This window comes from Pedococcus cremeus (genome assembly GCF_900111375.1).
Classification (GTDB): domain Bacteria; phylum Actinomycetota; class Actinomycetes; order Actinomycetales; family Dermatophilaceae; genus Pedococcus_A; species Pedococcus_A cremeus.
Map to the genome: position 1 here is coordinate 1 of NZ_FOHB01000006.1, position 26151 is coordinate 26151.

General features: G+C 72.2%; 26 protein-coding genes. 8 read left to right on the forward strand and 18 right to left on the reverse strand.

Annotated elements, in window-relative coordinates; genetic code table 11:
- From BMW78_RS12455 to BMW78_RS12490, 8 genes are all read right to left on the reverse strand, one after another.
- On the reverse strand, window positions 1-363 hold a 363-nt coding region (locus BMW78_RS12455), incomplete at its 3' end, for a hypothetical protein (RefSeq protein ID WP_143056246.1).
- Window positions 364-458: 95 nt separating this feature from the next.
- On the reverse strand, window positions 459-3359 hold the full coding sequence (locus BMW78_RS12460; RefSeq protein ID WP_091760133.1) for a DEAD/DEAH box helicase: 2901 nt from the start codon (window positions 3357-3359) through the stop codon (window positions 459-461).
- 60 nt (window positions 3360-3419) lie between these two features.
- Window positions 3420-4325, reverse strand: coding sequence for a diacylglycerol/lipid kinase family protein (locus tag BMW78_RS12465; protein ID WP_091760137.1), 906 nt, complete (start codon window positions 4323-4325; stop codon window positions 3420-3422).
- An 11-nt stretch (window positions 4326-4336) separates the two neighbouring features.
- On the reverse strand, window positions 4337-5146 hold the full coding sequence (gene tatC / locus BMW78_RS12470) for a twin-arginine translocase subunit TatC (RefSeq protein WP_245735831.1): 810 nt from the start codon (window positions 5144-5146) through the stop codon (window positions 4337-4339).
- A gap of 29 nt (window positions 5147-5175) precedes the next feature.
- Entirely contained in the window at window positions 5176-5535 is a 360-nt protein-coding gene (tatA, locus tag BMW78_RS12475) for a Sec-independent protein translocase subunit TatA (protein WP_091760145.1), read from the reverse strand.
- Between the two features lie 87 nt (window positions 5536-5622).
- Window positions 5623-5931: a hypothetical protein gene (locus BMW78_RS12480; protein WP_091760148.1), complete on the reverse strand. Its 309-nt coding sequence runs from the start codon at window positions 5929-5931 to the stop codon at window positions 5623-5625.
- Window positions 5932-5942: 11 nt separating this feature from the next.
- A complete protein-coding gene (locus tag BMW78_RS12485; RefSeq protein ID WP_091760151.1) occupies window positions 5943-6944 on the reverse strand; it encodes a helix-turn-helix transcriptional regulator in 1002 nt (333 codons plus the stop codon).
- A complete protein-coding gene (locus BMW78_RS12490) occupies window positions 6941-7951 on the reverse strand; it encodes a helix-turn-helix transcriptional regulator (RefSeq protein WP_091760154.1) in 1011 nt (336 codons plus the stop codon). The genes BMW78_RS12485 and BMW78_RS12490 overlap by 4 nt, the downstream gene beginning before the upstream one ends.
- A 65-nt stretch (window positions 7952-8016) precedes the next feature.
- Between BMW78_RS12490 and BMW78_RS12495 the strand changes: the two genes are divergently transcribed.
- A complete protein-coding gene (locus tag BMW78_RS12495) occupies window positions 8017-9138 on the forward strand; it encodes a DUF3866 family protein (protein WP_245735832.1) in 1122 nt (373 codons plus the stop codon).
- Between the two features lie 96 nt (window positions 9139-9234).
- Here BMW78_RS12495 and BMW78_RS12500 read toward each other — a convergent pair whose 3' ends face one another.
- The 3 genes from BMW78_RS12500 to pafA all read right to left on the reverse strand — a co-directional run bounded on the left by BMW78_RS12500 (window position 9235) and on the right by pafA (window position 12096).
- The gene (locus tag BMW78_RS12500) at window positions 9235-9621 is read right to left on the reverse strand and encodes an FKBP-type peptidyl-prolyl cis-trans isomerase (protein ID WP_091760157.1); all 387 of its coding nucleotides are present in this window, start codon (window positions 9619-9621) and stop codon (window positions 9235-9237) included.
- An 85-nt stretch (window positions 9622-9706) separates the two neighbouring features.
- On the reverse strand, window positions 9707-10666 hold the full coding sequence (locus BMW78_RS12505) for an FKBP-type peptidyl-prolyl cis-trans isomerase (protein ID WP_091760160.1): 960 nt from the start codon (window positions 10664-10666) through the stop codon (window positions 9707-9709).
- A gap of 62 nt (window positions 10667-10728) precedes the next feature.
- Window positions 10729-12096, reverse strand: a complete 1368-nt coding sequence (gene pafA, locus BMW78_RS12510; protein WP_091760162.1) for a Pup--protein ligase — start codon at window positions 12094-12096, stop codon at window positions 10729-10731.
- Window positions 12097-12173: 77 nt separating this feature from the next.
- On the opposite strand from pafA, the gene BMW78_RS20830 reads away from it, so the two are divergent.
- From BMW78_RS20830 to BMW78_RS12530, 4 genes are all read left to right on the forward strand, one after another.
- Entirely contained in the window at window positions 12174-13685 is a 1512-nt protein-coding gene (locus tag BMW78_RS20830) for a coiled-coil domain-containing protein (RefSeq protein ID WP_177180378.1), read from the forward strand.
- Window positions 13682-14884, forward strand: coding sequence for a coiled-coil domain-containing protein (locus tag BMW78_RS12520; RefSeq protein WP_091760168.1), 1203 nt, complete (start codon window positions 13682-13684; stop codon window positions 14882-14884). Before BMW78_RS20830 ends, BMW78_RS12520 begins: the two co-directional genes overlap by 4 nt.
- A gap of 70 nt (window positions 14885-14954) precedes the next feature.
- Entirely contained in the window at window positions 14955-15965 is a 1011-nt protein-coding gene (locus BMW78_RS12525) for an NAD-dependent epimerase/dehydratase family protein (RefSeq protein WP_091760171.1), read from the forward strand.
- A 188-nt stretch (window positions 15966-16153) separates the two neighbouring features.
- On the forward strand, window positions 16154-16804 hold the full coding sequence (locus BMW78_RS12530) for a peroxiredoxin (protein ID WP_091760174.1): 651 nt from the start codon (window positions 16154-16156) through the stop codon (window positions 16802-16804).
- A 27-nt stretch (window positions 16805-16831) separates the two neighbouring features.
- Here the strand turns inward: BMW78_RS12530 and prcA are convergent, their stop codons facing one another.
- The 4 genes from prcA to dop form a co-directional block, all read right to left on the reverse strand.
- Window positions 16832-17671, reverse strand: coding sequence for a proteasome subunit alpha (prcA, locus tag BMW78_RS12535; RefSeq protein WP_091760177.1), 840 nt, complete (start codon window positions 17669-17671; stop codon window positions 16832-16834).
- Window positions 17668-18492, reverse strand: coding sequence for a proteasome subunit beta (prcB, locus tag BMW78_RS12540; RefSeq protein ID WP_091760180.1), 825 nt, complete (start codon window positions 18490-18492; stop codon window positions 17668-17670). The genes prcA and prcB overlap by 4 nt, the downstream gene beginning before the upstream one ends.
- Window positions 18489-18695 carry a ubiquitin-like protein Pup gene (locus BMW78_RS12545; RefSeq protein WP_091760181.1) on the reverse strand — a complete coding sequence of 69 codons (207 nt, stop codon included), beginning with the start codon at window positions 18693-18695 and terminating at the stop codon, window positions 18489-18491. The genes prcB and BMW78_RS12545 overlap by 4 nt, the downstream gene beginning before the upstream one ends.
- Window positions 18696-18770: 75 nt before the next feature.
- Complete coding sequence (gene dop, locus BMW78_RS12550; RefSeq protein ID WP_091760184.1) at window positions 18771-20288, reverse strand: depupylase/deamidase Dop; 1518 nt, start codon at window positions 20286-20288, stop codon at window positions 18771-18773.
- Between the two features lie 62 nt (window positions 20289-20350).
- Between dop and BMW78_RS12555 the strand changes: the two genes are divergently transcribed.
- Genes BMW78_RS12555 through BMW78_RS12565 form a run of 3 tightly spaced genes read left to right on the forward strand, consistent with a single transcriptional unit; the run spans window position 20351 to window position 22913 of the window.
- Window positions 20351-21430 (forward strand): alpha/beta hydrolase, encoded by a 1080-nt coding sequence (locus BMW78_RS12555; protein WP_245735833.1) that lies wholly within the window; start codon window positions 20351-20353, stop codon window positions 21428-21430.
- A gap of 44 nt (window positions 21431-21474) precedes the next feature.
- Complete coding sequence (locus tag BMW78_RS12560; RefSeq protein WP_091760190.1) at window positions 21475-22464, forward strand: ribose-phosphate diphosphokinase; 990 nt, start codon at window positions 21475-21477, stop codon at window positions 22462-22464.
- A complete protein-coding gene (locus BMW78_RS12565; RefSeq protein ID WP_218144349.1) occupies window positions 22461-22913 on the forward strand; it encodes a DUF3054 domain-containing protein in 453 nt (150 codons plus the stop codon). The genes BMW78_RS12560 and BMW78_RS12565 overlap by 4 nt, the downstream gene beginning before the upstream one ends.
- On the opposite strand, the gene BMW78_RS20835 is transcribed toward BMW78_RS12565, so the two are convergent.
- The 3 genes from BMW78_RS20835 to BMW78_RS12575 all read right to left on the reverse strand — a co-directional run bounded on the left by BMW78_RS20835 (window position 22855) and on the right by BMW78_RS12575 (window position 26089).
- Window positions 22855-23028 (reverse strand): hypothetical protein, encoded by a 174-nt coding sequence (locus BMW78_RS20835; RefSeq protein WP_177180379.1) that lies wholly within the window; start codon window positions 23026-23028, stop codon window positions 22855-22857. The genes BMW78_RS12565 and BMW78_RS20835 overlap by 59 nt on opposite strands.
- A 141-nt stretch (window positions 23029-23169) precedes the next feature.
- The gene (gene arc / locus BMW78_RS12570) at window positions 23170-24921 is read right to left on the reverse strand and encodes a proteasome ATPase (RefSeq protein WP_091760195.1); all 1752 of its coding nucleotides are present in this window, start codon (window positions 24919-24921) and stop codon (window positions 23170-23172) included.
- A 70-nt stretch (window positions 24922-24991) separates the two neighbouring features.
- Window positions 24992-26089: a tRNA (adenine-N1)-methyltransferase gene (locus BMW78_RS12575; RefSeq protein WP_091760198.1), complete on the reverse strand. Its 1098-nt coding sequence runs from the start codon at window positions 26087-26089 to the stop codon at window positions 24992-24994.
- Window positions 26090-26151: the final 62 nt, after the last annotated feature.

Consider the following 26151-nt stretch of genomic DNA (forward strand, 5'->3'; position numbering starts at 1 on the left):
GTCCCCCTCCAGCCGCCGCTGCACGGTCCGCGTCGAGCAGTGCAGCCCCGGCGCGAGCATCGAGGCGACGAACCCGTGCAGCTCAGGCCCCGGGTGCACCGGCACTCCGCCGCGCCGCTGGTCCTGGGCCCGCCGCTGCAGGTCCTCATCCACCCGGGCGGCCAGGGTGTCCATCGCCACCGCCTGCCGACCATCGAGAGCCGACCGGAGCCGGTCGCAGGCCAACACATACCCCTCGGCGTCCCGGGCCGACAACGCCGCAACGTCCCCTTGCGAGAGGCGCGCCACCGCACCCAGCAGGTCAGGCAGGTCGGCGCACTCCACGGCAGCCGGGCTGAACACCCCTGCCTCTGTGGCTGACACCGTCCCGCTCATCGGCCCCCCCACTTCGAACGTATGTTCGAGTTTACCGCAATGGGAGTGCCGGCGGCAGGTTGTGCACACGAGATGTTCGGGTCTCAGTCGAGCCGGTCGGCGGCGACGACACCCCGCATGACCAGATCGGTCGCCTTGCGTGCCGTGGCCCGCAGGGCAGGTTCGGGGGCGGCGTCAGCGACCTGGTCGAGCAGGTCGACCACCTGCTTGCAGCGGCGCACGAAGTCGCCGGCTGCCATGTCCTGCCCGCGCAGCACGGCCTCGAGCCGCTGCCCGCTCGCCCACCGGTGCATCATCCAGGCCATCCCGGCGTCCGGGTTACCGGTGAGGGGCAGGCCGAGGTCGCGCTCTCTGTCCTCGAGGTCGGCCCACAGCCGGGTCATGCCGGTGACCGCCTCGGTGACGGCGTCGGTGGGCATCACCGGGTTGGGGTCCACCTCGTCACGACGCGGCTCGTGCACCAGGCTGGAGACCACGGCGGCAAGCTCGGCGGGGTCGAGCCGCTTCCACAGCCCGAGGCGCAGGCACTCGGCCGCCAACAGGTCCTTCTCGGTGTAGAGCCGCCGCAGGTGCTCGCCTTGCGGCGTGACGCTGTCGCCCGCCTCGGAGAGGTACCCCATCTGCGAGAGGAGCATGCAGATGCGGTCGAACGTCTTGGCCACCGAGTTGGTGCGACCCTCCACCTTGCGCTGAAGCCCCACGGTCTCCCGCTTCAGGCGCCACCACCGCTCGGCCCACCGCGCGTGGTCCTCCCGGTCGGGGCACTGGTGGCAGGGGTGCGCCTTCATCTGCCGCCGCAGCTCGGCGATACGACCCTCGTCCCCCGCCGCGGCCTCGCGGCCCTCCTTGCGCGGCGGCGGCTCGTGGGGAACCGCGATCCGCAACGTGGTGGCGAGGTCGCGGCGTGCCTTGGGGCTCTTGCTGTTGAAGTGCGAGGGCACCTTCATCCGGGTCAGCGGCTCGACCGGCACCGGCACGTCGACGAGCGTCAGCTTCCGGACCTGCCGGTCCTCCGTGAGGACCGTCGGCGACGCCGGCTCACCCCGGTAGGACCTGCTCGGCTGCACCACCACGGCATACCCGGCGCGGCGCCCGGCCGGGATCCGGATGACGTCGCCGGTGCGCAGCGCCTCCAGGCTCAGGGCCGCCTCGGCTCGCTTGCTCGCCGCGCGGGCCTTGGCACCATCCTTCTCGAGGCGACGGATCTCGTCGCGCAGCGCGGCATACTCGCGGAAGTCGCCGAGGTGGCAGTGCATGGCCTCGGCGTAACCCTCCAGGCCCTCCTCGTTGCGTCGCACGGCGCGTGCGAGGCCGACGACCGCGCGGTCGGCCTGGAACTGGGCGAAGGAGGTCTCGAGGATCTCGCGGGCGACCTCGCGGCCGACCTGGGCCACGAGGTTGACGGCCATGTTGTAGGTGGGCCGGAAGCTGGACCGGAGCGGGTAGGTGCGGGTCGAGGCCAGCCCGGCGAGGGCGAGCACGTCCATGCCGCGGTTCCAGAGCACGACGGCGTGGCCCTCGATGTCGATGCCGCGGCGGCCCGCGCGCCCGGTGAGCTGGGTGTACTCGGCCGGCGTCACGTCGGCGTGGGTCTCGCCGTTGAACTTGACCAGCTTCTCGAGCACGACCGTTCGGGCGGGCATGTTGATGCCGAGCGCCAGTGTCTCGGTGGCGAAGACGGCCCGGATGCGGCCGGCGGTGAACAGCTCCTCGACGATCTCGCGGAAGGTCGGCAGCATGCCGGCGTGGTGGGCGGCATACCCGCGGGTCAGCCCCTCGACGAAGTCCCAGTAGCCCAGCACGGTGAGGTCCTCGGCGGCCAGGCCCCGCACGCGCTCCTCGACGAGCCGGCGGATCCGGTCACCCTCGCGCTCGGGGATGAGGCGCATGCCGTCGACGAGCAGCTGGCGCACGGCGGCGTCGCAGCCGACTCGGCTGAAGATGAAGGTGATCGCAGGCAGCAACGCCTCACGGTCAAGCCGGGCGATGACCTCGGCGCGGGTCGCTCCCCCACCCGGTCGCCCGCCGCCCCGTGGGCCGCCACCGGACAGCTCGGCGCCGCGGGCCATGCCCCGTCCGCCGGGTCCTCCGCCCGGACCGCGCGGTGCGCGCCCCCGCCCACCTCCGGAGCGACCGCCACCACGCCCTCCCCCACCGCGGCCGCCGCCGTAGCCGCCTCCACCGCCGCTGTAGCCCCCACCGAAGCCGTTGTCGTAGCGGCCACGGGTCTCCACGTGCCGCACCGCAGCCAGCAGGTCGGGGTTGACGCGGCTCGCGTCGAGCGACGCCGTGGGTGCCGACGTCTCGTCGACGAAGAGGTCGTGCAGCGTCTGGCCCACCATCACGTGCTGCCACAGCGGCACCGGACGGTGCTCGGAGACGATCACCTCGTGGTTGCCCCGCACCTCGGCCAGCCAGTCGCCGAACTCCTCGGCGTTGCTCACCGTCGCCGAGAGCGAGACGACCTGGACGTCCTCGGGGAGGTGGATGATCACCTCCTCCCACACGGCGCCACGGAAGCGGTCGGCGAGGTAGTGCACCTCGTCCATGACCACGTAGCCGAGCCCGTGCAGGGTCGAGGAACCGGCATACATCATGTTGCGCAGCACCTCGGTGGTCATGACCACCACGGGGGCCTCCCCGTTGACCGAGGAGTCGCCGGTGAGCAGGCCCACCTTGGAGGCGCCGTGGACGCGCACCAGGTCGTTGTACTTCTGGTTCGACAGCGCCTTGATCGGCGTGGTGTAGAACGCCTTGCGGCCGGTGGCCAGCGCCAGGTGCACGGCGAACTCGCCGACGATGGTCTTCCCGGCGCCGGTGGGCGCCGCGACGAGCACGCCCTTGCCTGCCTCCACCGCCTCGCAGGCCTTCACCTGGAAGTCGTCGAGCGGGAACTCGAGCCCTTCGATGAAGGAGCCGACGTGGCTGCGGGCCCGCCTGCCCCGCTGGGCTGCTTCGGCGTAGCGCTCGGCAGGGGTGGACATGTCGTCAGGCTATGCCAGCGAGCCGCACCTGACCCACGGGGCACCTACCGGCGCGCCGCCTCACCCACCGGGCACGGCCGGCACCATCACGGTGAGCGCCGCCGGCACGACCTCCAGCGTCAGCGGCAGGGGCAGGAACCGCTCGCCGTCGGCGTAGGCCACGATCCCCTCGGCCTCCAGCGTGACCTCGCGGCCGCGCAGGATCTCCACAGCCGGGTGGCGCACGTGTGTGCCCTTGAAGACCGTCGGGAAGACCTTGAGGAACTCCAGCGTGCTGATGTCGTGGAGCACCATCACGTCGAGCAGGCCGTCGTCGAACGACGCGTCGGGGCACACCCGCATGCCGCCGCCGTACGACTGCCCGTTGCCCACGGTGACCAGCATGGCCGCCGTCTCGTGGCGCACCCCGTCGACGGTCACGGCATACGGGATGGCGCGGAAGCCGGGCAGCTCGCGGGCGATGGCCAGGTTGTAGCGCATGCGGCCCTTCGGCCACGGCCACGTGTTGGCGCGCTCGTTGACGAGCGAGTCGAAGCCGGCGCCGAGGACGCCGGCGAACCACCGCACGTCGCCGCGGGCGTCGACGTGGCGCACCACGTCGATCTCACGGGGTATGCCGCTGCCCACCACGTCCGCGGCGGCGATCGGGTCGTGCACGGGGAGACCGAGCCCGCGGGCGATGTCGTTGCCGGTGCCCGCCGCGATGATGGCCAGCGGGGTCTTGGTGTCGGCGCAGAGGTTGACGCCGAGGTGCACCATGCCGTCGCCGCCGGCCACGGCGAGGACGTCGATTCCCTGTGCGATGGCCCCGATGGCACGGTCGCGGGCGGCCTCGGCCGTCTCGTCCGAGAGCTCGAGGACCTCGTGGCCATGGGCCCGCAGCCGGTTCGCCACCTCGATGCCGAGGGCCCCACCACGGTTCTTGCCCGAGGTGGGGTTGACCACCAGGCCGATGCGTTTGCCCACGAGCCGGAAACCTACAGCGTCGAGGCTTCGTCGTCGGGCACGTCGGTCCACTCGGGGCGGGCGCGGCGACGACTGCGTTCGATGAGCTTGGCGACCCCGATCGCGGCGAAGTAGAGCACGACGAGTGGGATGGCCATGAGGAACATGGTGAACGCGTCGGGGGTGGGGGTCAGGATCGCCGACAGCACGAAGATCCCGAACACCGCCGGGCGCCACGCCTTGACCATGGCGGAGGACGGCAGCACCCCGACCGCGCTCAGCGCGACGAGGAACACGGGCATGAGGAACGCGCCGCCGAACGCGAGGATGAACCGTGTGACGAACGAGAAGTAGTCGCTCACCTGCTGGATGTTCGACGCACCGGCCGGGGTGAAGCCGTAGAGCACCGCCAGGACCTTGGGCAGCACCGTGTACGCCAGCGCGCAGCCCGCCAGGAAGAGCGGCACGATCGCGGCGACGAACGCGAGCGAGATCCGCTTCTCCTTGCGGGTGAGGCCGGGGACGATGAAGGCCCACAGCTGGTAGAGCCAGACCGGGCTCGCGGCGATGAAGCCGGCGAAGATGGCGATGCTCAGCTGCTGGGAGAACGCCGCCGTGGCGTTGCCGAAGTTGAGGCTGATCGCGCTGCCCGGGTGGGCGTTCTTGTAGTCGTTGAACGGCGCGGCGAGCCGGTCGTAGATCTCGGGGTAGTAGATCCAGCCCAGCACCGCGAAGAGCAGGACGGCAAGTCCCGCAATCACGAGCCGCCGGCGCAGCTCGCGCAGGTGGTCACCCAGCGACATCCGCCCCTCGGGGTTGCGGGCACGACGGAACGCAGCCATCTGGCAGCCGGGTCAGGAGGAGTCGGTCGTCAGGCGACGGGACCGCTGTGGTTGTCGGTGCGCGGGCTGTTGTCCTCGCGCAGCGCGTCGCCCTCGCGGGAGGCCGCCCGGGCGGGCGGCGTCGACGGGGTGGTCGTCGGCCGGCCCGGGTCCTCGCCTGGCGTCTGCTGCGGGGTCTGCCGAGTGTCGTTGACGGTCTCGCCGCGCACGGTGTCGCTGCTCGCGGCGCTCTTGCCGTCGTTCTTCATCTCGTCGACCTCGGACTTGAAGATGCGCATCGAGCGGCCGATCGACCGGGCGGCGTCGGGGAGCCGCCGGAAGCCGAAGAGCACGATGAGCAACACGATCAGGATGATCAGGTGCCATCCCTCGAACAGTCCGCGTCCCATGTGGTCAGATCCCTTCAGCCGGCTCTCCGGCAACGGTGTCGTGCGTTCTTCAGGTCAGTCTAGGTGGCGCGCCGGTCCGGCTGGCGCTCAGTCCACGTTGCGCGCCCACACCGGGCGACGGGCGGCCTGTCGAGTGCGCCGCTCCTGCCTCAACGAAGCACGGGTGCGCTCGCGTTCCCGGCGCAGGTCACGGGGGTCCTGGAACACGGCGATGGCCTGGGGCGGTGCCTCCCCCAGCCGGTCGACCTCCGCCTCGAGGGCGGCGATGGTCCGGCTGGCGCGCTCGGTCTCGGCGGTGAGCTCCTTGACCTGGCCCCAGAGCCCCCACAGGCGCGCGACGAGGTAGACCCCCGCGACCACCACGAGGATCGTCCAGATCAGCACCCACCACCACACGGGCGACGACCCTACCCGTCCACGACCGCGTATGCCGCCAGGGCCGCCTCCGCGCCGTGGCGCACCTCGTCGGCCACCTCCGGTGGCGACACGACGACCCCGTGGCCGCCCAGCCGCCAGAGCAGCCGGCGCAGCCACGCCGTGTCGCTGGTGCGCAGGCCGACGGTCTGCGAGCCGTCGTCGTGCACCTCGACGGACTCCACGGGGTAGTAGTCGCTCACCCAGGTGGCGCCGGGAAGCAGCCGCAGGGTCACGAGGAGGTCGTCCTCGCGGGCGGTGAAGGTGCCGGCGTCGAGGTCGCGCAGCTGGGCCTGGGGCGGCGGCGTGCCGTCGACGTCGAGCACCTCGAGCCGCTCGATGCGGTCCATCCGGAACAGCCGGGTGTCCTGGGCGCGGTGGCACCAGCCCTCGAGGTACCAGTGCGCGTCGAGGTTGACCACGCGCATCGGGTCGACGTCGCGCTCGGTCGCCTCGTCGCGGCTCGGCACGAGGTAGCGCAGGTGCAGCCGGCGCCGCTGCTCCAGGGCGCGGCGGGCGTCGGCGAGCAGCTCGGCCGCCACCCCCTCGTCGATGGCGACGTCGACCCGCGCGGCGGCGTCGGCGCTCGCCCCAGTGGCCTGCTCGAGCTTGGCGAGCGCCCGCTCGATGGCGTCGCGCTCACCGATGCCGGGGACGGCGGCCAGGGCGCGCAGCCCCACCATGAGCGTCAGCGCCTCGTCGACCCCGAGGCGCAGCGGCCGGGCGATGGTGTCGGCGTTGGTGACGAAGACACGGCCGCCCTCCCACTGGGCGTCGATGAGCTCGTCGGGCATCTGCCCGTAGCCGCACATGAAGAGCAGCTGCAGGTCGTCCTCGAGCTGGCGCTCGGTCACCCCGAGGCCCGCCGCGGCCTCGGCGAGGTCGATGCCCTGGCGGTTGACCAGCCACGGCACCATCGTCAGCAGCCGCGAGAGCCGGTCTGTGGCCGACTCCTGCGTCCGTCGTGCCTGTGACCCTGCCGGTCCCCCACTCATCGCTGCTCCCCCTCGGCTCGAACCAGGCCACGGTGCGCGTGGGCGGCTCCCTCGAGCCGTCGCACCACGGCCTCGCGGACCTCGGCCGGCTCGAGAACGACCACGTCGGGTCCGTAGCCGGTCACCTCGTCGGCGAACGCCTCGGCGTCGGTGAAGACCACCGTGAGCTCCGACCAGCCCTCTCCTGCGTCCGTCACGGTGGCGGCGCGGCGGCGCAGCGACAGACCGCGGCCCTCGCGCGCCCGCACGGTCGCCTGCTGGGGGTGCTGCTCCCCCACCGTGGTGCGGATCATGTCGCGCGGTCGGTGGTCCGCCGGCACGTCGAAGGCGTTCACCGGCCCGATGGCCTTGACCGGTCCGCTGATGCGCGAGAGCCGGAACACCCGGGGCGCGTCCCGGTCGAGGTCGTGGCCGGTGAGGTACCAGCGGCCGTGCCACGAGGCCAGGCCCCACGGCTGGACGTGCCGCTGCCGGGTCTCCCCCTCGCCACCGGTGCGGTAGGCGAACTGGAGCTCGCGGCGGGTCACCACGGCGTTCTTGGCGTCGTCGAACGCCGGTTCGCTGGTGCGCAGCCGCGGCTCGATGCCGATGAGCGACTCGCTGTCGCGCTCGATGCCCGACGCCTTGAGCTTGCGCAGCGCCTGCGCGGCCGGTCCGGCGAGCGAGGCGTGGGCCCACGTGCGGCTGGCCAGGCCGAGCACGGCCAGCTCGTCGGGCTCGAACGAGATCTCGGGCAGGGCGTACTCGCGCTGGTCGATCCGGTAGCCGGTCTCGTCCTCCCAGATCGAGCTGGTCTCCTCCGTGACGAGCGGGATGCCGAGCTCGCGCAGCTCGTCCTTGTCGCGCTCGAACATCCGGTCGAACGCCTCGTCCGACGCCGCGGCGCCGTACTGCGGCACGAGGCGGCGGATGGTCGACTTCGTCAGCGGCCTGCGGGTGTACAGCAGGCACAGGACGAGGTTGAGGAGCCGCTCCGTCTTGGCGGCAGGTCCTCCGGGGGCACTCACCCGGGCGACGCTACCGGACGGCGCTCCCGGACGGCGCCACCCCGGGCGTGGATAGTCTGCCCGTCGTGATGCAGTGGCGTGCGGGGACGGTCGAACGCGAGCTCCAGCGGTGGTCCGGGGCGGCCGTGTATGCCGTGCGGCTCGCGGCCGGCGAGGACGCCGACGGCGGGGCGGCGCCCGAGGGCACGGTCAAGGCCCTGGCATACACCGCCGTGGTCGGCGACCCCCACCCCGGCGACCGCGTGCTGCTGAACGCCTCCGCGCTGCTGCGCGGCCTGGGCACGGGCGGCCTCGCCTTCGTCGTCGCGCTGCCCGACCGGCTCCCACCCGACGCGCAGCCGGGCCCGGGGCACATCGTCAAGGCGCGCTACACGCCCCAGCAGCAGATGTTCCTGGCCGTCGACGAGCAGGACAGCCCGCACCACGGCGTGCTCGCCGAGGCCGACGACCTGGGAGGTGTGCCCGTGGTGGTCGCCGACCTCCACTCCGCCCTGCCCGCGGTCGTCGCCGGCGTGCGCGCCGAGGACCCGGCTGCGCGTGTCGTCTACGTCATGACCGACGGCGGGGCGCTGCCCGCGGCCTTCTCCCGCACGATCTCCAGCCTGCGCGGGGCGCACTGGATCGCCGGCACCATCACCGTGGGCCAGGCCTTCGGCGGCGACCACGAGGCGGTGACCCTGCACACGGGGCTGCTCGCGGCGGTGCACGTCCTGCACGCCGACGTGGTGGTGGTGGCGCAGGGACCCGGCAACGTCGGCACCGGCACCACCTGGGGCTTCACGGGCGTCGCCGCGGGAGAAGCGCTCAACGCCGCCCACGTCCTCGGCGGCCGGCCCATCGCCTCCCTGCGCGTCTCCGAGGGTGACGCGCGACCGCGGCACCGCGGCGTCTCGCACCACAGCCGCACGGCATACGGACGGGTCGCGCTGGTGCCGGCCACGCTCCCGGTGCCCGACCTCGGCGGCGAGATCGGCGACCTCGTGCGCCGGCAGGCGCGGGAGCTGTGCGACGACAGCGGTGGGCGCCTCACGGCCGTCGACGTCCCGACCGGCGGCCTCGACGAGGCGCTGCGGAGCTCCCCGGTGCGCCTGTCGACGATGGGCCGTGGGCTCGACGAGGACCGTGCCGCCTTCGTGGCAGCGGCAGCGGCGGGCCGGTATGCCGTGGGTTCCCGGACGTCGTCCTGACGGCTTCGCCCGCGCGATGGGACGCAGCGAGCCGCCCCGCACGAGGCGGGGCGGCTCGGAGGGTGCCGTGGTGTGGCTGTGCTGGAGCGGCTCGGCTCAGGCCACGTCGACGAGGTCGACCACGAAGATCAGGGTCTCGCCCGGCTTGATGAGGTTGCCCGCACCGCGGTCGCCGTAGGCCATGTTCGCGGGGATGGTGAGCTTGCGGCGACCGCCGACCTTCATGCCGACGATGCCCTCGTCCCAGCCGCGGATGACCTGGCCGACGCCGAGGCGGAACTGCAGCGGCGCACCACGGTTCCAGGAGGCGTCGAACTCCTCGCCGGTCGAGTGGGCGACGCCGACGTAGTGCGCCTTGATGGTGTCGCCGGCGCCGGCCTCGGCGCCGTCACCCTCGGCGAGGTCCTCGATGACGAGCTCGCTGGGGGCGGAGTCGCCCGGGAAGTCGATCTCCGGCTTGGTGGTGTTGGGGTCGAAGCCCATGGGTGGTCCTTCCGTTCGGTGGGAGGTGTGCGCTGGGGTGCTGCGGTGCGGGCTGGGTTCCCGCTGCAGCGGTCAGTACGCCGGGTCAGTACGCCGCGAGGATGTCGACGACGAACACCAGGGTGTCCGTGCCGCTGATCTTCGGCGGGGAGCCGGCGGCGCCGTAGCCGTCCTTCGGGGGCACGACGAGCAGGACGCGGCTGCCGACGTTCTTGCCGACGAGCTCCTTGTCCCAGGCGGTGATGACCTGCTTCTGGCCGATCACCGTCTCGAAGTAGCCCTGGGGGCTGCTGGCACTGCTGTCGAAGACCTTGCCGTTCTTCCACAGCGCACCGGTGTAGGTGACCCGGATCGTCTGGCCGGCCTGGACCTTCGGGCCCGAACCGTCGACGAGGAGCTGGCTGACGGTGTCCTTCGGCGGCTTCTGGCCCTTCGGGATGGTGATGGTGGCCGGCTTGCCGTCCTGCACCGTGACGCTGGGCAGGTTCTCCGGCGGGGTCACCGCCTTGCCCGTGGCCGTCTTGAGCGGGGTGGTGGCCGAGACGACGTCGAAGAGGAACACGACGGTGTCGTCCTTGGCGACCTTGATCTGGGCGTTGCCCTGCGCGCCGAAGGCGTCCTTCGGGGGCATCGCGACGAGGATGCGCGAGCCGACCTTCTGGTTGGCCACGCCCTTCTTGATGCCGGGCAGCAGGTTCTTGTCGCCGAGGTTCAGGCCGAGCTTCTGCTTGCCGAAGTTGGTGTCGAGCTGGCTGCCGTCCTTGCCGTTGAGCAGGACGTAGTTGAGGCTGACGATCTCGTCGCCCTTGACGACCGGGCCGTCACCGGCCTTGAGCACGCGGGTCTGCGTCTCGGTCACCTTCAGCGGCTTCGGCTTCACCTCGACCTTGGGGGCTTCGGTCGCGCTGCCGCCGGAGACCGTGGTCTGGTCGAGGGCGGTCGACTTGCTGGCGTCCTTGCCGTCGCCGCACGCGCTGAGTGCGCCGGCGGTCAGGACCACCGCGACAGCGGCGGCGGACAGGGTGCGGGTACGTCGTTTCAGCACAAGTCAACTTTCGATGGACGAAGGCACGGGAACGCCCACCATAACGGCTGCTGCTGTGGGTCCTAGCCGCCCATCCCCTCGATGAGCCGGTCCACCCGGGCGTCGACCGCCGCGAACGGGTCCTTGCACAGCACCGTGCGCTGGGCCTGGTCGTTGAGCTTCAGGTGCACCCAGTCGACCGTGAAGTCGCGGCGGTGCTCCTGCGCGGCGCGGATGAAGTCGCCGCGCAGCTTGGCCCTCGTCGTCTGCGGAGGCCGGGTCTTGGCCTCGAAGACCTCGGGGTCGGTGCAGACCCGGGCGGCGCGGCCGTGCTTCTGCAGCACGTAGAACAGGCCGCGCTGCCGGTTGATGTCGTGGTAGGCGAGGTCGAGCTGGGCGATGCGGGGGTGCTCGAGCGCCAGGCCGTGCTTGGTGGCGTAGTCGGTGATGAGCCGGTGCTTGATGACCCAGTCGATCTCGGTGTCGACCAGCGAGAGGTTGTCGGACTCGACGGCGGTCAGGGTGCGCTCCCAGAGGTCGAGCACCTGCTTGTGGATCGGGTCGCGCAGGCCCTCGCGGTCGGCGAACGCCTGCGCCCGCTCGAGGTACTCGCCCTGGATCTGCAGGGCCGAGAGCTCCCGGCCGTTGTGCAGGCGCACCGTCTTGCGCCCCGTCATGTCGTGGCTCATCTCGCGGATGGCCCGGATCGGGTTCTCCAGGGTGAGGTCTCGCATGACCACCCCGGCCTCGATCATCCGCAGCACCAGGTCGCACGAGCCCACCTTGAGCATGGTGGTGGTCTCGCTCATGTTGGAGTCGCCGACGATCACGTGCAGGCGGCGGTAGCGCTCGGCGTCGGCGTGCGGCTCGTCGCGGGTGTTGATGATCGGGCGGGAACGGGTGGTCGCCGAGGAGACGCCCTCCCAGATGTGGTCGGCGCGCTGGCTGACGCAGAAGGTCGCTCCCTTGGAGGTCGTCACGACCTTGCCCGCGCCGCAGGTGATCTGGCGGCTGACGAGGAACGGGATGAGCACGTCGGAGAGCTGCTGGAACTCCCCCGCCCGGCCGACGAGGTAGTTCTCGTGGCAGCCGTAGGAGTTGCCGGCGGAGTCCGTGTTGTTCTTGAAGACGTAGATCTCGCCCTGCACCCCCTCCTCCACGAGCCGCTCCTGCGCATCGGCGACGAGGCCCTCGAGGATGCGCTCCCCCGCCTTGTCGTGGATGACGAGCTGCCGCACGTGGTCGCACTCCGGCGTGGCGTACTCCGGGTGGGAGCCGACGTCGAGGTAGAGGCGTGAGCCGTTGGAGAGGAAGACGTTGGAGGACCGGCCCCACGAGACGACCTTGCGGAAGAGGTAGCGCGCGACCTCGTCGGGGGTGAGCCGGCGCTGCCCGTCGAAGGTGCAGGTGATGCCGTACTCGTTCTCGATACCGAAGATCCGGCGCTCCATGCAGCCACTCTAGGCCCGTCAGACCCCGGGCGAGGTGGCAGCGGACGCATCCCGTCGCATCTGACACCATGTGGGCCATGCGTGATGTCGCTGCCACCACCGAGCAGCAAACTGCGTCGCACCCGTCGCCGGTGGCGGGCCCGCTCGGCGACGTCACCCGCCACACCCAGTCGATCCTCGAGCGCGCCCAGTCGTACGCCGACGCCATGCGTGAGGAGTCGGACCGCACCCTCGCGCGGGCGCGGGCCGAGACGGAAGCCATGCGCGCCGACGCGCAGCGGCTGCACGACGAGGCGGCCCGGCTGCACGCCGGTGTGGAGCAGCGCCACGCCCGTGCCTCGCAGGTGCTGGCGGAGGCGCAGGCGGACGCCGACAGCCTGCTCTCCGACGCGGCCGAGCAGGCCGCGCTCATCACCGAGGGGGCCGCCCGCACCAGCGAGGACGCCGTGACCACGGCTCGCGACGAGGCCGAGCGGATCCGCGAAGCCGCCCAGGAGCGGGCTGACGAGCTGGCCGCCGCGGCAGAGGTAGTGCTGGCGGATGCCCGACGGCAGGCCGAGGAGTCCCTCAGCGGCACCGCGGCAGAGGTCGAGCGCCGACTCGCTGCGCTGAACACCGAGGAGGCCGGGCGGCTCCAGGCCGCCGCGGCTGAGGCGCAGCGGCAGCTCGACGAGGCCACGGCCCGAGCCGACGCCCTGCGCGAGGAGGCCGAGCACGCCGCCGCGGCGCTGCGCCGGGAGGCGGAGGACGAGGCGAGCCGAGTGGCCGAGGAGGCCCGGACGACCCGCGAGGAGGCCGCCAGGCACGCGGCATCCGTCGTCGAGCAGGCCCAGGCGGAGGCACAGCGCGTGATCGCCGAGGCGGCGAGCCAGCTGGACTGGGCCTCTGCGACCGTCGAGCGGATCCTTGCCGAGGCGGAGGCCGACACGGCCCGGAAGCGGCGTGACCTCCACCTCGAGCTCAGCTCGCGGGCGCGGAGCCGGCGCCAGGCCATCCAGAGTGCACTGGCGCGGGCGGCCCACCGGGCCCGCACCGACCTCGAGACGGCACGAGCCGAGTCCGAGCGGCTCCGGGCCCAGGCACAGGCCGTGCTGGTGGCAGCCGAGTCGGCCGCCGACCGGACCGCACGCCAGGCCACCGAGGAGGCCGACCGCCTGCTCGCCGGTGCCCGTGAGCAGGAGGAGGCGGCCGCCCAGCGTGCCGTCCGCCGCCTGGAGGAGGCCGAGCGCGGCGCCCGCCTCGTGCGCCAGCGGACCGCCGACGAGGTCGAGCGCCTCCAGCGCGAGACCCACGCCGGCAACCAGGCCGCCCGGGCCGAGCTGATGCGCATCACCGACGAAGCCCGCGCCGATGCCGACCGCATCCGCACCGAGGCGCGCGAGATGCTCGAGCGGGCGCGCGCGGAGGTCGCCGTGCTCGCCGCCCGCCGCGAGGACATCACCCAGCAGCTCGGGCACCTGTCCGGGGTCATCGAGGCCCTGGCCGTGCCCACCGACCGTCCCTCGGCGCCCACCGCCGAGGACCAGCACCACACCACACCCACTGGCGACACCCCCGCCCCGCCCCAGGAGAACACGGACACACCATGAGCGACGCCCCAGCATTCCGCACGGTTCTGCGCGGGTACGACCCCGCCGAGGTCGACCGGCGCCACGGTGAGCTGTCCACCGCCCTGGTGCAGGCACGGCAGGAGGCGGCCGACCGCACCATCGAGGCCAGCCAGCTCCAGCAGGCCAACGCCCGCCTGCGCCAGGACCTCGACGCCCAGGCGAAGAAGGTGGCAGCCCTCGAGGAGGCGCAGCGCAAGGCCGCGGCGCCCTCCTTCGCCGACCTCGGGGAGCGGATCGGCACGATCCTCACCCTGGCCGACGAGGAGGCCGCCGAGATGCGGCGGACCGCCGCCGAGGAGGCCGAGACCGTCCGGGGCGCAGCGACGATCGAGGCGGGCGAGACCCGCGCCGCGGCCGACCGCTACGCCGAGGAGGTGCGAGGCACCGCAGACGCCGAGGCCAAGCGCGTGGTGGAGAAGGCCCGCCAGCACGCCGACACCATCCTCGACGACGCCGACCGCGAGGCCTCCGCCCGCCGCGAGGAGGGCGAGGCGTTCTACGAGAGCCAGCGCGCCCGGGCCGCCGCGGCCGCAGCCGACTTCGAGGCGACTCTCGGTCAGCGCCGGGAGGCGGCTGCCCAGGAGTTCTCGGCCCAGATGGCGCAGCAGGAGAAGGCGCTCTCCGACGCCCAGCAGCGTGCGGAGTCGCTGTCGGCCGAGGCGGAGCAGGCCCTGCGGCAGGCCCGGGCCGAGGCCGAGGCCCTGCTGGCCGGCGCCCGGCAGGAGTCCGAGGCGCTGGTGACGGCAGCCCGGGAGAAGGCCGAGCGCATCCGCCGCGACTCCGAGCGCGAGCTCGCCGCCGCCACCGCCCGTCGCGACAGCATCACCGCCCAGCTGAGCAACGTGCGGCAGATGCTCTCCACCCTCGGCGGCGCGGCGATGGCCGAGTCCCTCGTGGGCGAGGCCGCGCCGCCCACCGAGCAGGCGACGTCACAGGCCGAGCAGGCCGCCCAGCAGCCGGCCGCCACCGGTGCCCAGCAGCAGTCTGCCGGCCAGCAGCCGGCCGAGCAGCAGGCGTCGGGCAAGCAGGAGACGGCCGACCAGGCGCCGGCCGACCAGGAGTCGTCCGACCAGGAGTCGTCGGACCAGGAGTCGTCGGACCAGCAGGAGCCGGCCAGCCAGGAGACGTCGGGCAAGCAGTCCAAGCAGCCCAAGCAGGGCGCGCGCCCCGGCCGCTGACGCCACGGGGGGACTGAGCCCTCAGCGAAACTCCATGGCCTCCGCGCGACCGCTCTGGTTGCGTGGGGCCATGCGCCTTCTCGTCCTCGGTGGCACCGCCTGGCTCGGCCACCGCATCGCGTCCACCGCCCTCGACCGGGGTCACCAGGTCACCACCCTCGCCCGCGGCGAGTCGGGCTCACCTCCCGAGGGTGTGCAGCTGGTGCGGGCCGATCGCGGGGCCCCAGGTGCCTACGACGAGGTGGCGGAGCAGGAGTGGGACGCCGTCGTCGACCTGGCCCGGCAGCCGGGGCAGGTGCGGTCCGCCCTGGCGGCCCTGTCCGCGCGCACCCGCCACTGGGGCTTCGTGTCCTCGTGCTCGGTCTACGCGGCCCATGACACGCCTGGGGCCGACGAGTCCGGTGCCCTGCTCCCCGCCCTCGAGGGTGACGAGGCGACGCCGGAGACCTACGGCGAGGGGAAGGTTGCGTGCGAGCAGGCCGTCCTGGAGGCGCGCGGGTCCGCCGGTGCCCTGGTGGCCCGATCGGGGCTGATTGCCGGCCCGGGTGACCACTCCGACCGCACCGGGTACTGGCCGCTGCGCTTCGCCCACCCCGCGACCGACGACGGCAGCGTGCTGGTGCCCGACAGCCCCCTCACGACGCAGGTCGTCGATGCGCGCGACCTCGCCGACTGGCTGGTGCGCTGCGCCGAGGACGGCGTCACCGGCACGATGAACGCCTCCGGTCCGCAGGTCCCCCTCGCCGAGCACCTGGCCACGGCGCGCGAGGTCGCGGGCCACCGGGGCGAGCTGGTTCCCGTCTCCCCGGACTGGCTCACCGCGCAGGGCGTGGAACCCTGGTCCGGGCTTCGGTCCCTCCCGCTGTGGCTGCCCCTGCCCGAGTACGCCGGTTTCATGGCCCGCGACACCAGTGCTGCCCAAGGCGCCGGGCTGACCTGTCGACCGCTTGCCGAGTCCCTCGAGGACGTCCTCGTCTGGGAGCTGCAGCAGGGACCGGGCCGTCCCCGGCGCGCAGGCCTGGCGCCGCTGGAGGAGCGTGACCTGCTGGCTGCCGCCCGCGCCGCCGCGGGAGCCCGCTGAGGGCCGCTCGCCCCAGCCCCCCGTCCCAAACCCCCATCTCCCCCCGTCTCACGATCTGTCCCACCGAGTCCGTATGCCGGACGCCCCTTCCGCGGCATACCGGAGTAACGGCATGTTTGCCGACGACAAACATGCCGTTATCCATGGCCGCCTCTGGCCGCCGCAGGAAACCGAAGGGACACCACGACATGGCGACGCTGCGACTCGGTGACACCGCCCCCGACTTCACCGCCGACACCACCGAGGGCCGTATCCGGTTCCACGAGTGGAAGCAGGGCAGCTGGGCGGTCCTGTTCAGCCACCCCGCCGACTTCACGCCGGTGTGCACGACCGAGCTGGGCCGGGTCGCCCAGCTCGAGGACGAGTGGGCCAAGCGCAACGCCAAGGTCATCGCCGTCTCGGTCGACGGCCTGGAGGACCACCACGCCTGGAAGGGCGACATCGAGCGGGTCAGCGGGGCGGCCGTCGGCTACCCGATCATCGCCGACCACGACCGCACCGTGGCCGAGCTCTACGACATGATCCACCCGGGCGCAGGCGACACCTCGCCCGTGCGGTCGGTCTTCCTCATCGACCCGGCCAACGCCGTGCGGCTCTCCCTGACCTACCCCAAGAGCGCGGGCCGCAACTTCGACGAAATCCTCCGGGCCCTCGACAGCCTGCAGCTGACCGACGCCGGGCCGTTCTCCACCCCGGCCGACTGGCAGCCGGGCGAGCGGGTCATCGTGGCGCCGGCCGTCAGCACCGCCGACGCGCGGGCGCGCTTCGGTGACGTCGAGGAGGTCACGCCCTACCTGCGCTACGCGACCGAGCCGGCCGGGCAGCCGACGCCCGCCTGAGAACCGGGGCCGTCGGCTTCCGTCGGCCTAGGAGCGGTCGCCGTCGTCCTCGGCGGCCGGCCGCTGGGTCTGGGGGTTCGTGGACTCGTCCCGCGGCGCCTCGCCCGTGAGGATGTCGTGGTGCCCTGGCGTGGCGTCGTCCACCGAGGGGGCGTCCGTCACCCGGCTGGTGTGGTTCAGCAGGTCACGCAGCAGCGTGCCGCCGATGCGCCGGAAGGTGCGCCGGGGGCGCTCCCGGTCTAGCACGGCGACCTCGAGCTGAGCCGGTTCGAGGGAGCGGTCGTGGCCGCCCGCGGGGTCCTTGCCCAGCAGCTCCACCGCCAGCGTCAGCGCTGCCCCGAGGCTCATGCCGGGTGTCCACCGGTCCTTGAGGGCGTTCTCGATGACGTCGCCGGCGCCTCCCATGGCGACGAAGCCGTGCTCGTCCGCCACGGACCCGTCGTAGGTGAGCCGGTAGATCTGGTCGTCGTCGGCGCTCTCCCCCACCTCCGCCACCACGATCTCGACCTCGTAGGGCTTGGACTCCTGGGTGAAGACCGTGCCCAGGGTCTGGGCGTAGGCGTTCGCGAGCCCACGGGCGGTGACGTCGATGCGGTCGTAGGAGTAGCCGCGCAGGTCGGCGTAGCGCACACCGGCGACGCGGAGGTTCTCGAACTCGTTGTACTTGCCGACCGCCGCGAAGGCGATGCGGTCATAGATCTCCGAGACCTTGTGCAGGGCCCGTGACGGGTTCTCGGCCACGAACAGGATGCCCCGGTCGTAGCCGAGCACGACGACCGAGCGGCCGCGGGCGATGCCCTTGCGGGCGTAGTCGGCCCGGTCCTTCATCAGCTGCTCGGGCGAGACGTAGAACGGCATGCTCGTCATCGCGCACCTCCCGGGTTGCCGTCGCGCTGGGCCAGCACCTGTTCCACCACACCCCGCAGCTCGTCGTCGGGCAGGAACCGCACCCCGGCATCGTCGATGACCGCGACCGTGGGCCAGATGCGGCGGGTCAGGTCGGGGCCTCCGGTGGCGGAGTCGTCGTCCGCGGCGTCGTAGATGGCCTCGACGGCGACCGAGACGGCCTCGTCGGTGCCCAGGCCGGGTCGCCAGAGCTTCCTCAGGGAACCGCGGGCGAAGAGGGAACCGGAGCCCACGCTGTGGTGGTCCTTCTCCTCGTAGCAGCCGCCGGTCACGTCGTAGGAGAAGATCCGTCCCCCTGGGCGTTCGAGGTCGTAGCCCGCGAACAAGGGCACCACCGAGAGGCCCTGCATGGCCATGCCGAGGTTCGCCCGGATCATCGAGGCGAGGCGGTTGGCCTTGCCCTCCAGGGACAGCAGCGCCCCCTCGATCTTCTCGTAGTGCTCGAGCTCGACCTGGAAGAGCTTGACCAGCTCGATCGCGATACCGGCCGTGCCCGCGATGCCGACGGCGGAGTACTCGTCGGCGGCGAAGACCTTCTCCATGTCGCGGTTGGCGATGATGTTGCCCATCGTCGCCCGGCGGTCACCGGCCATGACGACGCCGCCGTCGAACGTCGCCGAGACGATGGTCGTGCCGTGCGGCGCCTCGAAGCTGCCGGCGGGCAGGCGCCGACCGGACGGCAGCAGCTGGGGAGCGTGCGCCCCGAGGAACTCGGTGAAGGAGGAGGAGCCTGCGGCGAGGTATGCCGCGGGAAGCCTTCCCGCGTCGGGTCCGAGACTCACTGGCCCCCCTTCTGGACGAATCCGCGCACGAACTCCTCGGCGTTGGACTCGAGGACCCCGTCGATCTCGTCGAGCACGCTGTCGATGTCGCTGTCGAGGTTCTCCTTGCGGGCGCTGGCCTCCGGCGATGCCGGGGTGGGCTCAGGCGCCTCGTCGGGCGCGTCGTCGCGCCGCTGCGGCCGGCTCTGCTCCTGGCTTGGCATTGGTGACCTCCGCTTGGTGTGTCCGTGTGACGACGACTGCTGTCGCCGGTCACTGTTGCCGACAGTAGTGCGACCCTAACCCGATGCCGAGGCCAACTCGCGAAGAAGCGTTGCAGCGTCGGCACTTCGGTCGAGCAACGGGCCGACCGTGGCGCGGGTTCCGCGCAGCGGCTCGAGCATCGGCACACGTTGCAGCGAGGTGTGCCCGGGAACGTCGAAGATGACCGAGTCCCACGAGGCGGCGGCGATCTGATCGGGGTACTTCTCGAGGCACTTGCCCCGGAAGTAGGCCCGGGTGTCGACCGGCGGCTCGTGCACCGCGTCGAGCACCTCGGCGTCGGTGACGAGCTCCTCGAAGCGCCCGGCCGCCCGCAGCCGGTGGAACAGCCCCTTGTCGGGACGGACGTCCGACCACTGGATGTCGATGGCGCGCAGCCGGTGGTCCGACCAGTCGAGGCCGTCGCGGTCGATGTAGCCCTGCATCACCTTCAGCTTCGCCACCCAGTCGACCTCTCGGGAGGCCTCCATCGGGTCGCGCTCGAGCCGGTCGAGGACCAGTGCCCACCACCGCATGACCTCGGCGGTGTCGTCGTCCAGCTCACCGGCATACCGCTCCTCGAGCCACTTCTCGGCGAGGTCGTGGTAGCGCCAGAGCAGCTGCACAGGGGTCAGCCTGGCGCCGTCGCGCAGCTCGAGGAGCTCGCGGCACGTGGGGTCGTGGCTGACCCGGTGCAGGGTGGCGACGGGCCGGCTGACGGTGAGGTCCTCGTCGATCGCGTGGTCCTCGACCATGGCCAGCACCAGCGAGGTGGTGCCCAGCTTGAGCAGGTTCGCCACGTCGCAGTGGTTCGCGTCGCCGATGATGACGTGCAGGCGCCGGTAGAGGTCGGCCACGGCGTGCGGCTCGTCACGGGTGTTGATGATGGGCCGCTTCAGGGTGGTCTCGAGCCCGACCTCCACCTCGAAGAAGTCGCTGCGCTGGCTGATCTGGAAGCCTGCGGTGCGCGAGTCCTGCCCGATGCCGACGCGGCCGCTGCCGCTCATGACCTGGCGGGCGACGAAGAAGGGGATGAGGTGGCGCACGATGTCGCTGAACGGTGTCTCGCGGCGCATGAGGTAGTTCTCATGGGTGCCGTACGAGGCGCCCTTGCCGTCGGTGTTGTTCTTGTAGAGGTTGACCCCCGGCGGCACCTGGGACAGCCGCCGCACCGACTCGCGCATGATGAGCTCACCGGCCCGGTCCCACGCCACCGCGGCCCGCGGGGAGGTGACCTCGGGCGAGCTGTACTCGGGGTGGGCGTGGTCGACGTACAGCCGCGACCCGTTGGTGAGGACGACGTTCGCGAGCGACGGGTCCTCCTCGTCGGTCAGCTGGCTGGCGTCCGCCACGCCGCGGCCCATCTCGAAACCACGGGCGTCGCGCAGCGGGGCCTCGTCGGCGTAGTCCCAGGAGGCGTGCGCGGCCCGGATGCCCTGGGCGGACGCGTAGGCGTGTACCACCTGCCCCGAGAGCAGCATCGGGTTGGCGGCCGGGTCACCGGGCACCGAGATGCCGTACTCGGTCTCGATCCCCATCACGCGCCGGACGGTCATGCGACAACCTCCATGCCAGCACCCTATGCGCCACCACCCACGAGTGCCGCCATGATGGGTCGGTGCGCCACTCCCCCCGTGCCATGTCACCCCTGACCGCCGCGTTCACCGCCGTGCTCGACCGCTTCCTGCACCGGCCGATCGAGGGCCTGGACCTGGAGCAGATCCGTGCCGGGCGGGGGCGCACCTACCCCGAGCACCCGCCGTTCACCTGGGTGACCGGCCCGGTGGACCGCTCCGTCGGTATCACCTACGGCACGGCACCGGCGCGCGACGGGTACGACGTCCCGCTGCGCATCTACCGGCCCCGAGCCGTACGCGACGCAGACACCGACGTGCCCGTGCTCCTCTTCTTCCACGGCGGCGGCTGGGTGCAGGGCAACGTCGTCATGTACGACCCCCTCTGCGTGCACCTCGCGGCACAGGTCCGGGCGGTCGTCGTCAGCGTCGACTACCGGCTCGCGCCCGAGCACCCGGCCCCGACGCCGGCCCACGACTGCATCGACGCGACGGCCTGGGTGGCGGCCAACGGCAAGGTCCTCCGCGCCGACACCAGCAGGCTGGCCGTCTGCGGCGACAGCGCCGGCGGCAACCTGGCCGCCGTGGTGGCCCTGGCGGCCCGCGACGCCGGTGGTCCGCTCCTGCGCCACCAGGCGCTCATCTACCCCGGTCTCGACCAGACCCTGTCGTCGCCGTCGATCGAGGAGAACGCGGAGGCGCCGGTGCTGACGCGGGCCAACATCCTCGCCTTCCAGCGCCACTACCTGCCCGAGGGCGCCGACCGGCGCGACCCGATGCTCTCGCCCCTGTTCGGTGACCTGCGTGGCCTGCCGCCGGCGCTGGTCCAGACCGCCGACCTCGACCCGTTGCGCGACGACGGGCTGCGCTTCGCCGCGGCCCTCCGCAAGGCGGGCGTCGCGGCCCGGGCCACCAACTACGTGCGCGTCCCCCACGGCTTCGCCTCGTTCCCCGGGGTGGTGCCGGTGGGCGCCCAGCACCGCGCCGAGCTGGTGCAGGAGCTGCGCACCCACCTGTATGCCGCCGGGGGCGGCGGGGCCGTGACCGGGGCGTCCAACGGTGCCGCGACCCGGACAGGTGGCGGGGCCCACACAGGGGCAGACGGGAGCCCGCTGTCCGGATAGTCTGCGAGCAGCAGCGCGGCCCCGACCCTCGAGGAGCATGTCCCATGCGCGACATCGTCGTGTTCTCCGGCAGCGCCCACCGCGAGCTCGCCGCGCACATCTGCGCCGAGCTGGCCGTGCCGCTGTCGCCGGCAGAGACCAGTCGTTTCAGCAACGACTGCCTGCAGGCGCAGCTGCTGGCCAACTGCCGCCAGCGCGACGTCTACATCGTCCAGCCGCTGGTGGCGCCGACGCAGGACCACCTCATGGAGCTGCTGCTGATGATCGACGCCGCCCGTGGCGCCTCCGCAGCCCAGATCACCGCCGTGATCCCGCACTACGCCTACGCGCGGTCCGACAAGAAGGACGCCTCGCGCATCTCGCTCGGTGGCCGGCTGGTGGCCGACATGCTCGTCACCGCGGGGGTCGACCGGGTGCTCACCATGACGCTGCACGCGCCCCAGGTGCACGGGTTCTTCTCCGTGCCCGTCGACCACCTCACCGCCATCGGGGTGCTCGCCGACCACTTCCGCGACCACGACCTGCGTGACGCCGTGGTGGTCTCGCCCGACCTCGGCAACGCCAAGACCGCCACCCAGTTCGCCCGGCTGCTCGGTCTCCCGGTCGCCGCGGGCAGCAAGCAGCGGCTCGGCGACGACCGGGTGGTCATCGACGCCATCGTCGGTGACGTCGCCGGCAAGCGGGCCATCATCCTCGACGACGAGATCGCCACCGGCGGCTCCATCATCGAGCTGCTCGAACGGCTCGCCGAGCAGGGCTGCCAGGAGGCGGCCGTGGCCTGCACGCACGGGCTCTTCGCCGGGAAGGCCGTCGAGCGGCTGCGCAGCCACCCCATGGTGAGCGAGGTTGTGACCACCGACACCGTTCCCGCACCGACGGACTGGCCGGAGCTGCGGGTGCGCTCGGTCGCGGGGCTGTTCGCCGAGGCGATCTCGCGCATCCACGCGGGCGAGTCGGTCAGCAGCCTCTTCGACGGCGTCGACCCGTCGCACGCACCGCCGCGGCCGACCCTGTTCGACCCGGTCCACGCGTGACGGGTAGCCCCAGGGGCGCCGTTCCCTCGGCTGTGGTGCTCTCGGCGGCGGCAGACGTCGTCACCGTGCTGCTCTTCGCGACCGTCGGGCGCTCGAGCCACGCCGAAGGGGTGACGGCCACCGGCGTGCTCACGACCGCGTGGCCGTTCCTGGCGGGCACCGCCATCGGCTGGCTGGTGGTGCGCCTCTGGCGCGGTGCCTGGCCGGTGCCCGCGGGTGCGAGCGCGCGGCATACCGCTGTCGAGGGTGCCGTCGTTGCCCTGGTCGCGGTCGCCGCCGGCATGCTGCTGCGCCGGGTCACCGGCGCGGGCACGGACCCGGCGTTCGTGGTCGTGGCGACGCTGGTGCTGGGGGCGCTGCTGGTGGGCTGGCGCCTGCTGTGGTCGGTGCTCAGGCGGCGGTCGCGACCCACATCGGACCGGCGCCGGTCTGCACGACTCGGCGGATGACGCGGTAGGTGGAGCCGTCCCACGTGAACTCGTAGCCGGGACGGATCTCGCGGTGCAGCGGATACCGCTTGCCGTCGCGAGTGCCTCCCGTGCAGAGAGCGTATCGAGGGATCATGCGTCCACCGTAGGAGCCTTCGTCCCCGGTGGACCGGCTCCTTACCCTTCCTTGACCTGGCCCCGGGACAGTCCATAGCCGGCCACCCGGACTGTCCCGGTTTGTCCTCAGACCTTCGGTCAGTGGCGGGGGTGGGACCGCCTACAGGTACTGGCCCGTGTTGGCGACGTTGTCGATCGACCGGCCCGGCTCGGAGCCCGACTTCCCGGTGATGAGGGTGCGGATGTAGACGATCCGCTCGCCCTTCTTGCCGGAGATGCGGGCCCAGTCGTCGGGGTTGGTCGTGTTGGGCAGGTCCTCATTCTCCTTGAACTCGTCGACGCAGCTGGCGAGGAGGTGGTCGACGCGGATGCCGTGCTGGTTCTGGGTGAGGAAGTCCTTGATCGCCATCTTCTTGGCGCGGTCGACGATGTTCTGGATCATCGCGCCGGAGTTGAAGTCCTTGAAGTACAGGACCTCCTTGTCGCCGTTGGCGTAGGTCACCTCGAGGAAACGGTTCTCCTCGATCTCGGAGTACATCCGCTCCACCGCGGCCTGGATCATCGCGTCGACGGTCGCCTGCCTCGACCCGCCGTGCTCCGACAGGTCGTGCTCGTGCAGCGGCAGGTCGGCGGTGAGGTACTTGGTGAAGATGTCGCGGGCGCTCTCGGCGTCGGGCCGCTCGATCTTGATCTTCACGTCGAGCCGGCCGGGCCGCAGGATGGCCGGGTCGATCATGTCCTCGCGGTTCGAGGCGCCGATGACGATGACGTTCTCCAGCCGCTCGACGCCGTCGATCTCCGACAGCAGCTGCGGCACGATCGTGGTCTCGACGTCGGAGGAGACACCCGACCCGCGGGTGCGGAACAGGCTGTCCATCTCGTCGAAGAACACGACCACCGGCGTGCCGTCGGAGGCCTTCTCCCGCGCGCGCTGGAAGATCAGGCGGATGTGGCGCTCGGTCTCGCCGACGTACTTGTTGAGCAGCTCCGGACCCTTGATGTTGAGGAAGAACGACTTCGCGACGGGCTTGCCCTCCTTCTCGGCGACCTTGCGGGCCAGGGAGGCAGCCACGGCCTTGGCGATGAGCGTCTTGCCGCAGCCGGGCGGCCCGTAGAGCAGCACGCCCTTCGGCGGCTTGAGCTGGTGCTCCTTGAACAGGTCGGGGTGCAGGTACGGCAGCTCCACCGCGTCGCGGATCGCCTCGATCTGCCCGGCCAGGCCGCCGATGTCCTCGTAGTCGATGTCGGGGACCTCCTCGAGGACGAGCTCGGCCACCTCTGCCTTGGGGATGCGCTCGTAGACGAAGCCCGTGCGCGGCTCGAGCATCAGCGCGTCGCCGACCCGGATCGGCTCCCCCTCGAGGGAGTCGGCGATCCGGCAGACCCGCTCCTCGTCGGCGTGGGCGACGACCAGCACCCGGTCGTCGCCGAGCAGCTCCTTGATCATCACGACCTCACCCGTGCGCTCGAAACCGCAGGTGGCGACCACGTTCATGGCCTCGTTGAGGCGCACCTCCCGGCCGGCCGACAGCTCGCCGGGGTCGACGGCCGGGCTCACGGCGACGTGCATCTTCCGACCGCCGGTGAGGATGTCGACCGTGGCGTCGTCGTACGACTCCAGGACGATGCCGTATGCCGCGGGCGGCTGGGCCAGCCGGTCGACCTCGCTCTTGAGGGTGACGATCTGCTCGCGGGCCTCCTTGAGCGTGCGCACGAGGCGCTCGTTCTGGGAGGAGATGGTGGCGAGGTTCGACTGGAGCTGGAGCACCTTCGTCTCGAGCTCGCGGGAGCGGGCGGGGGCGTCGGCGAGCCGCTGGCGCAGCGCCGCCACCTCCTCGGCGAGCAGCTCCTGCTGCCGCCGCTCCTCGGCGTGGTCGTCGGGGTGGTTCCGGTGGCTCGTCTTGTCGCTCATGTCGGCTCCCTCACTTCGAAGGTCCGACCGCTCTCGGCGGCCGATAACCGACCCTAACGCCGAACTCCGTTCAGTTCACGGAGGTTTGGGTCACAGATCGACGCAGCTTGCGGACCTTCTTGTCCGAGGGTGTCCGCTCGCCGATGTCCTCCGGGGTCCACTCCCCCGTCTGGCCGAACGACTCGTGGTCGAGGCGGTCGACGCCCTCGGCCCCCTCCTCGCCGTAGGCGCCCTTGGCCGGACGGCGCTTGCGCAGCGGCGGTGTCACGCCCGGGGCGAGGCGACGGGTGGTGATGAGGAACCCGGTGTGGCCGTGCATGCGGTGCTGCGGGCGCACCGCGAGGCCCTCGAGGTGCCAGCCTCGCACGAGCGACTCCCAGGCCTCGGGCTCGGTGAAGCCGCCGTGGTCACGGATCGCCTCGGCGACGCGGGAGAGCTGCGTGGCGGTGGCGACGTAGCAGATGAGCACGCCGCCGGGCAGGAGCGCGTCGCCCACGACGTCGAGGCACTCCCAGGGCGCCAGCATGTCGAGCACGACGCGGTCGACGCTGCCGGGCTCGACCGCCCGCGGCAGCTCCTCCACCAGGTCACCGACCGTGACCTGCCACGCCGGGTGGTCCACGCCGAAGAACGCGCGGGCGTTGCCCTTGGCGATGTCGGCGAAGTCCTCGCGCCGCTCGAAGGAGTGCAGGCTGCCGTGCTCCCCCACCGCGCGCAGCAGCGACATCGACAGGGCGCCGGAGCCGACGCCGGCCTCGACGACCCGGGCGCCGGGGAAGATGTCCGCCATGGTGACGATCTGGCCGGCGTCCTTGGGGTAGACCACGGCGGCCCCCCGCGGCATCGACATGACGTAGTCCGACAGCAGAGGCCGCAGGGCGAGGTACTCGACGCCGGCGGTGTTGCGCACCACCGAGCCGTCGGGGGCCCCGATGAGGTCGTCGTGGGCGAGCCGGCCGCGGTGCGTGTGGAACTCGCGCCCGGGCTCCAGAGTGATGGTGTGCAGGCGCCCCTTGGGGTCGGTCAGCTGCACCCGCTCCCCCACGGCGAAGGGCCCGCGACGCAGCTCCGCACCGACCGGGCCGACGGGGGCGGCGGTGTCCGCGTGGCCCGTGCCCGTCGGGGCCGCGGGGCCGGCGGGGGTGTCGGGATGCTCGGCGCTGCTCATGGCGGGCCAGTCTAGTTGCGGCGCAGGGCTGGCCGGACGGCCGGGCGGGTCCGGACTGGGCG

Bases quoted from the DNA above. Each gene is read 5' to 3' on its own strand.
- BMW78_RS12460 (WP_091760133.1), bottom strand. From the start codon at position 3,359: ATGTCCACCCCTGCCGAGCGCTACGCCGAAGCAGCCCAGCGGGGCAGG.
- tatC (WP_245735831.1), bottom strand. From the start codon at position 5,146: ATGGCTGCGTTCCGTCGTGCCCGCAACCCCGAGGGGCGGATGTCGCTG.
- tatA (WP_091760145.1), bottom strand. From the start codon at position 5,535: ATGGGACGCGGACTGTTCGAGGGATGGCACCTGATCATCCTGATCGTG.
- BMW78_RS12485 (WP_091760151.1), bottom strand. From the start codon at position 6,944: ATGAGTGGGGGACCGGCAGGGTCACAGGCACGACGGACGCAGGAGTCG.
- BMW78_RS12500 (WP_091760157.1), bottom strand. From the start codon at position 9,621: ATGGGCTTCGACCCCAACACCACCAAGCCGGAGATCGACTTCCCGGGC.
- pafA (WP_091760162.1), bottom strand. From the start codon at position 12,096: ATGGAGCGCCGGATCTTCGGTATCGAGAACGAGTACGGCATCACCTGC.
- BMW78_RS20830 (WP_177180378.1), top strand. From the start codon at position 12,174: ATGCGTGATGTCGCTGCCACCACCGAGCAGCAAACTGCGTCGCACCCG.
- BMW78_RS12520 (WP_091760168.1), top strand. From the start codon at position 13,682: ATGAGCGACGCCCCAGCATTCCGCACGGTTCTGCGCGGGTACGACCCC.
- BMW78_RS12525 (WP_091760171.1), top strand. From the start codon at position 14,955: ATGCGCCTTCTCGTCCTCGGTGGCACCGCCTGGCTCGGCCACCGCATC.
- BMW78_RS12530 (WP_091760174.1), top strand. From the start codon at position 16,154: ATGGCGACGCTGCGACTCGGTGACACCGCCCCCGACTTCACCGCCGAC.
- prcA (WP_091760177.1), bottom strand. From the start codon at position 17,671: ATGACGAGCATGCCGTTCTACGTCTCGCCCGAGCAGCTGATGAAGGAC.
- BMW78_RS12545 (WP_091760181.1), bottom strand. From the start codon at position 18,695: ATGCCAAGCCAGGAGCAGAGCCGGCCGCAGCGGCGCGACGACGCGCCC.
- dop (WP_091760184.1), bottom strand. From the start codon at position 20,288: ATGACCGTCCGGCGCGTGATGGGGATCGAGACCGAGTACGGCATCTCG.
- BMW78_RS12560 (WP_091760190.1), top strand. From the start codon at position 21,475: ATGCGCGACATCGTCGTGTTCTCCGGCAGCGCCCACCGCGAGCTCGCC.
- BMW78_RS20835 (WP_177180379.1), bottom strand. From the start codon at position 23,028: ATGATCCCTCGATACGCTCTCTGCACGGGAGGCACTCGCGACGGCAAG.
- arc (WP_091760195.1), bottom strand. From the start codon at position 24,921: ATGAGCGACAAGACGAGCCACCGGAACCACCCCGACGACCACGCCGAG.
- BMW78_RS12575 (WP_091760198.1), bottom strand. From the start codon at position 26,089: ATGAGCAGCGCCGAGCATCCCGACACCCCCGCCGGCCCCGCGGCCCCG.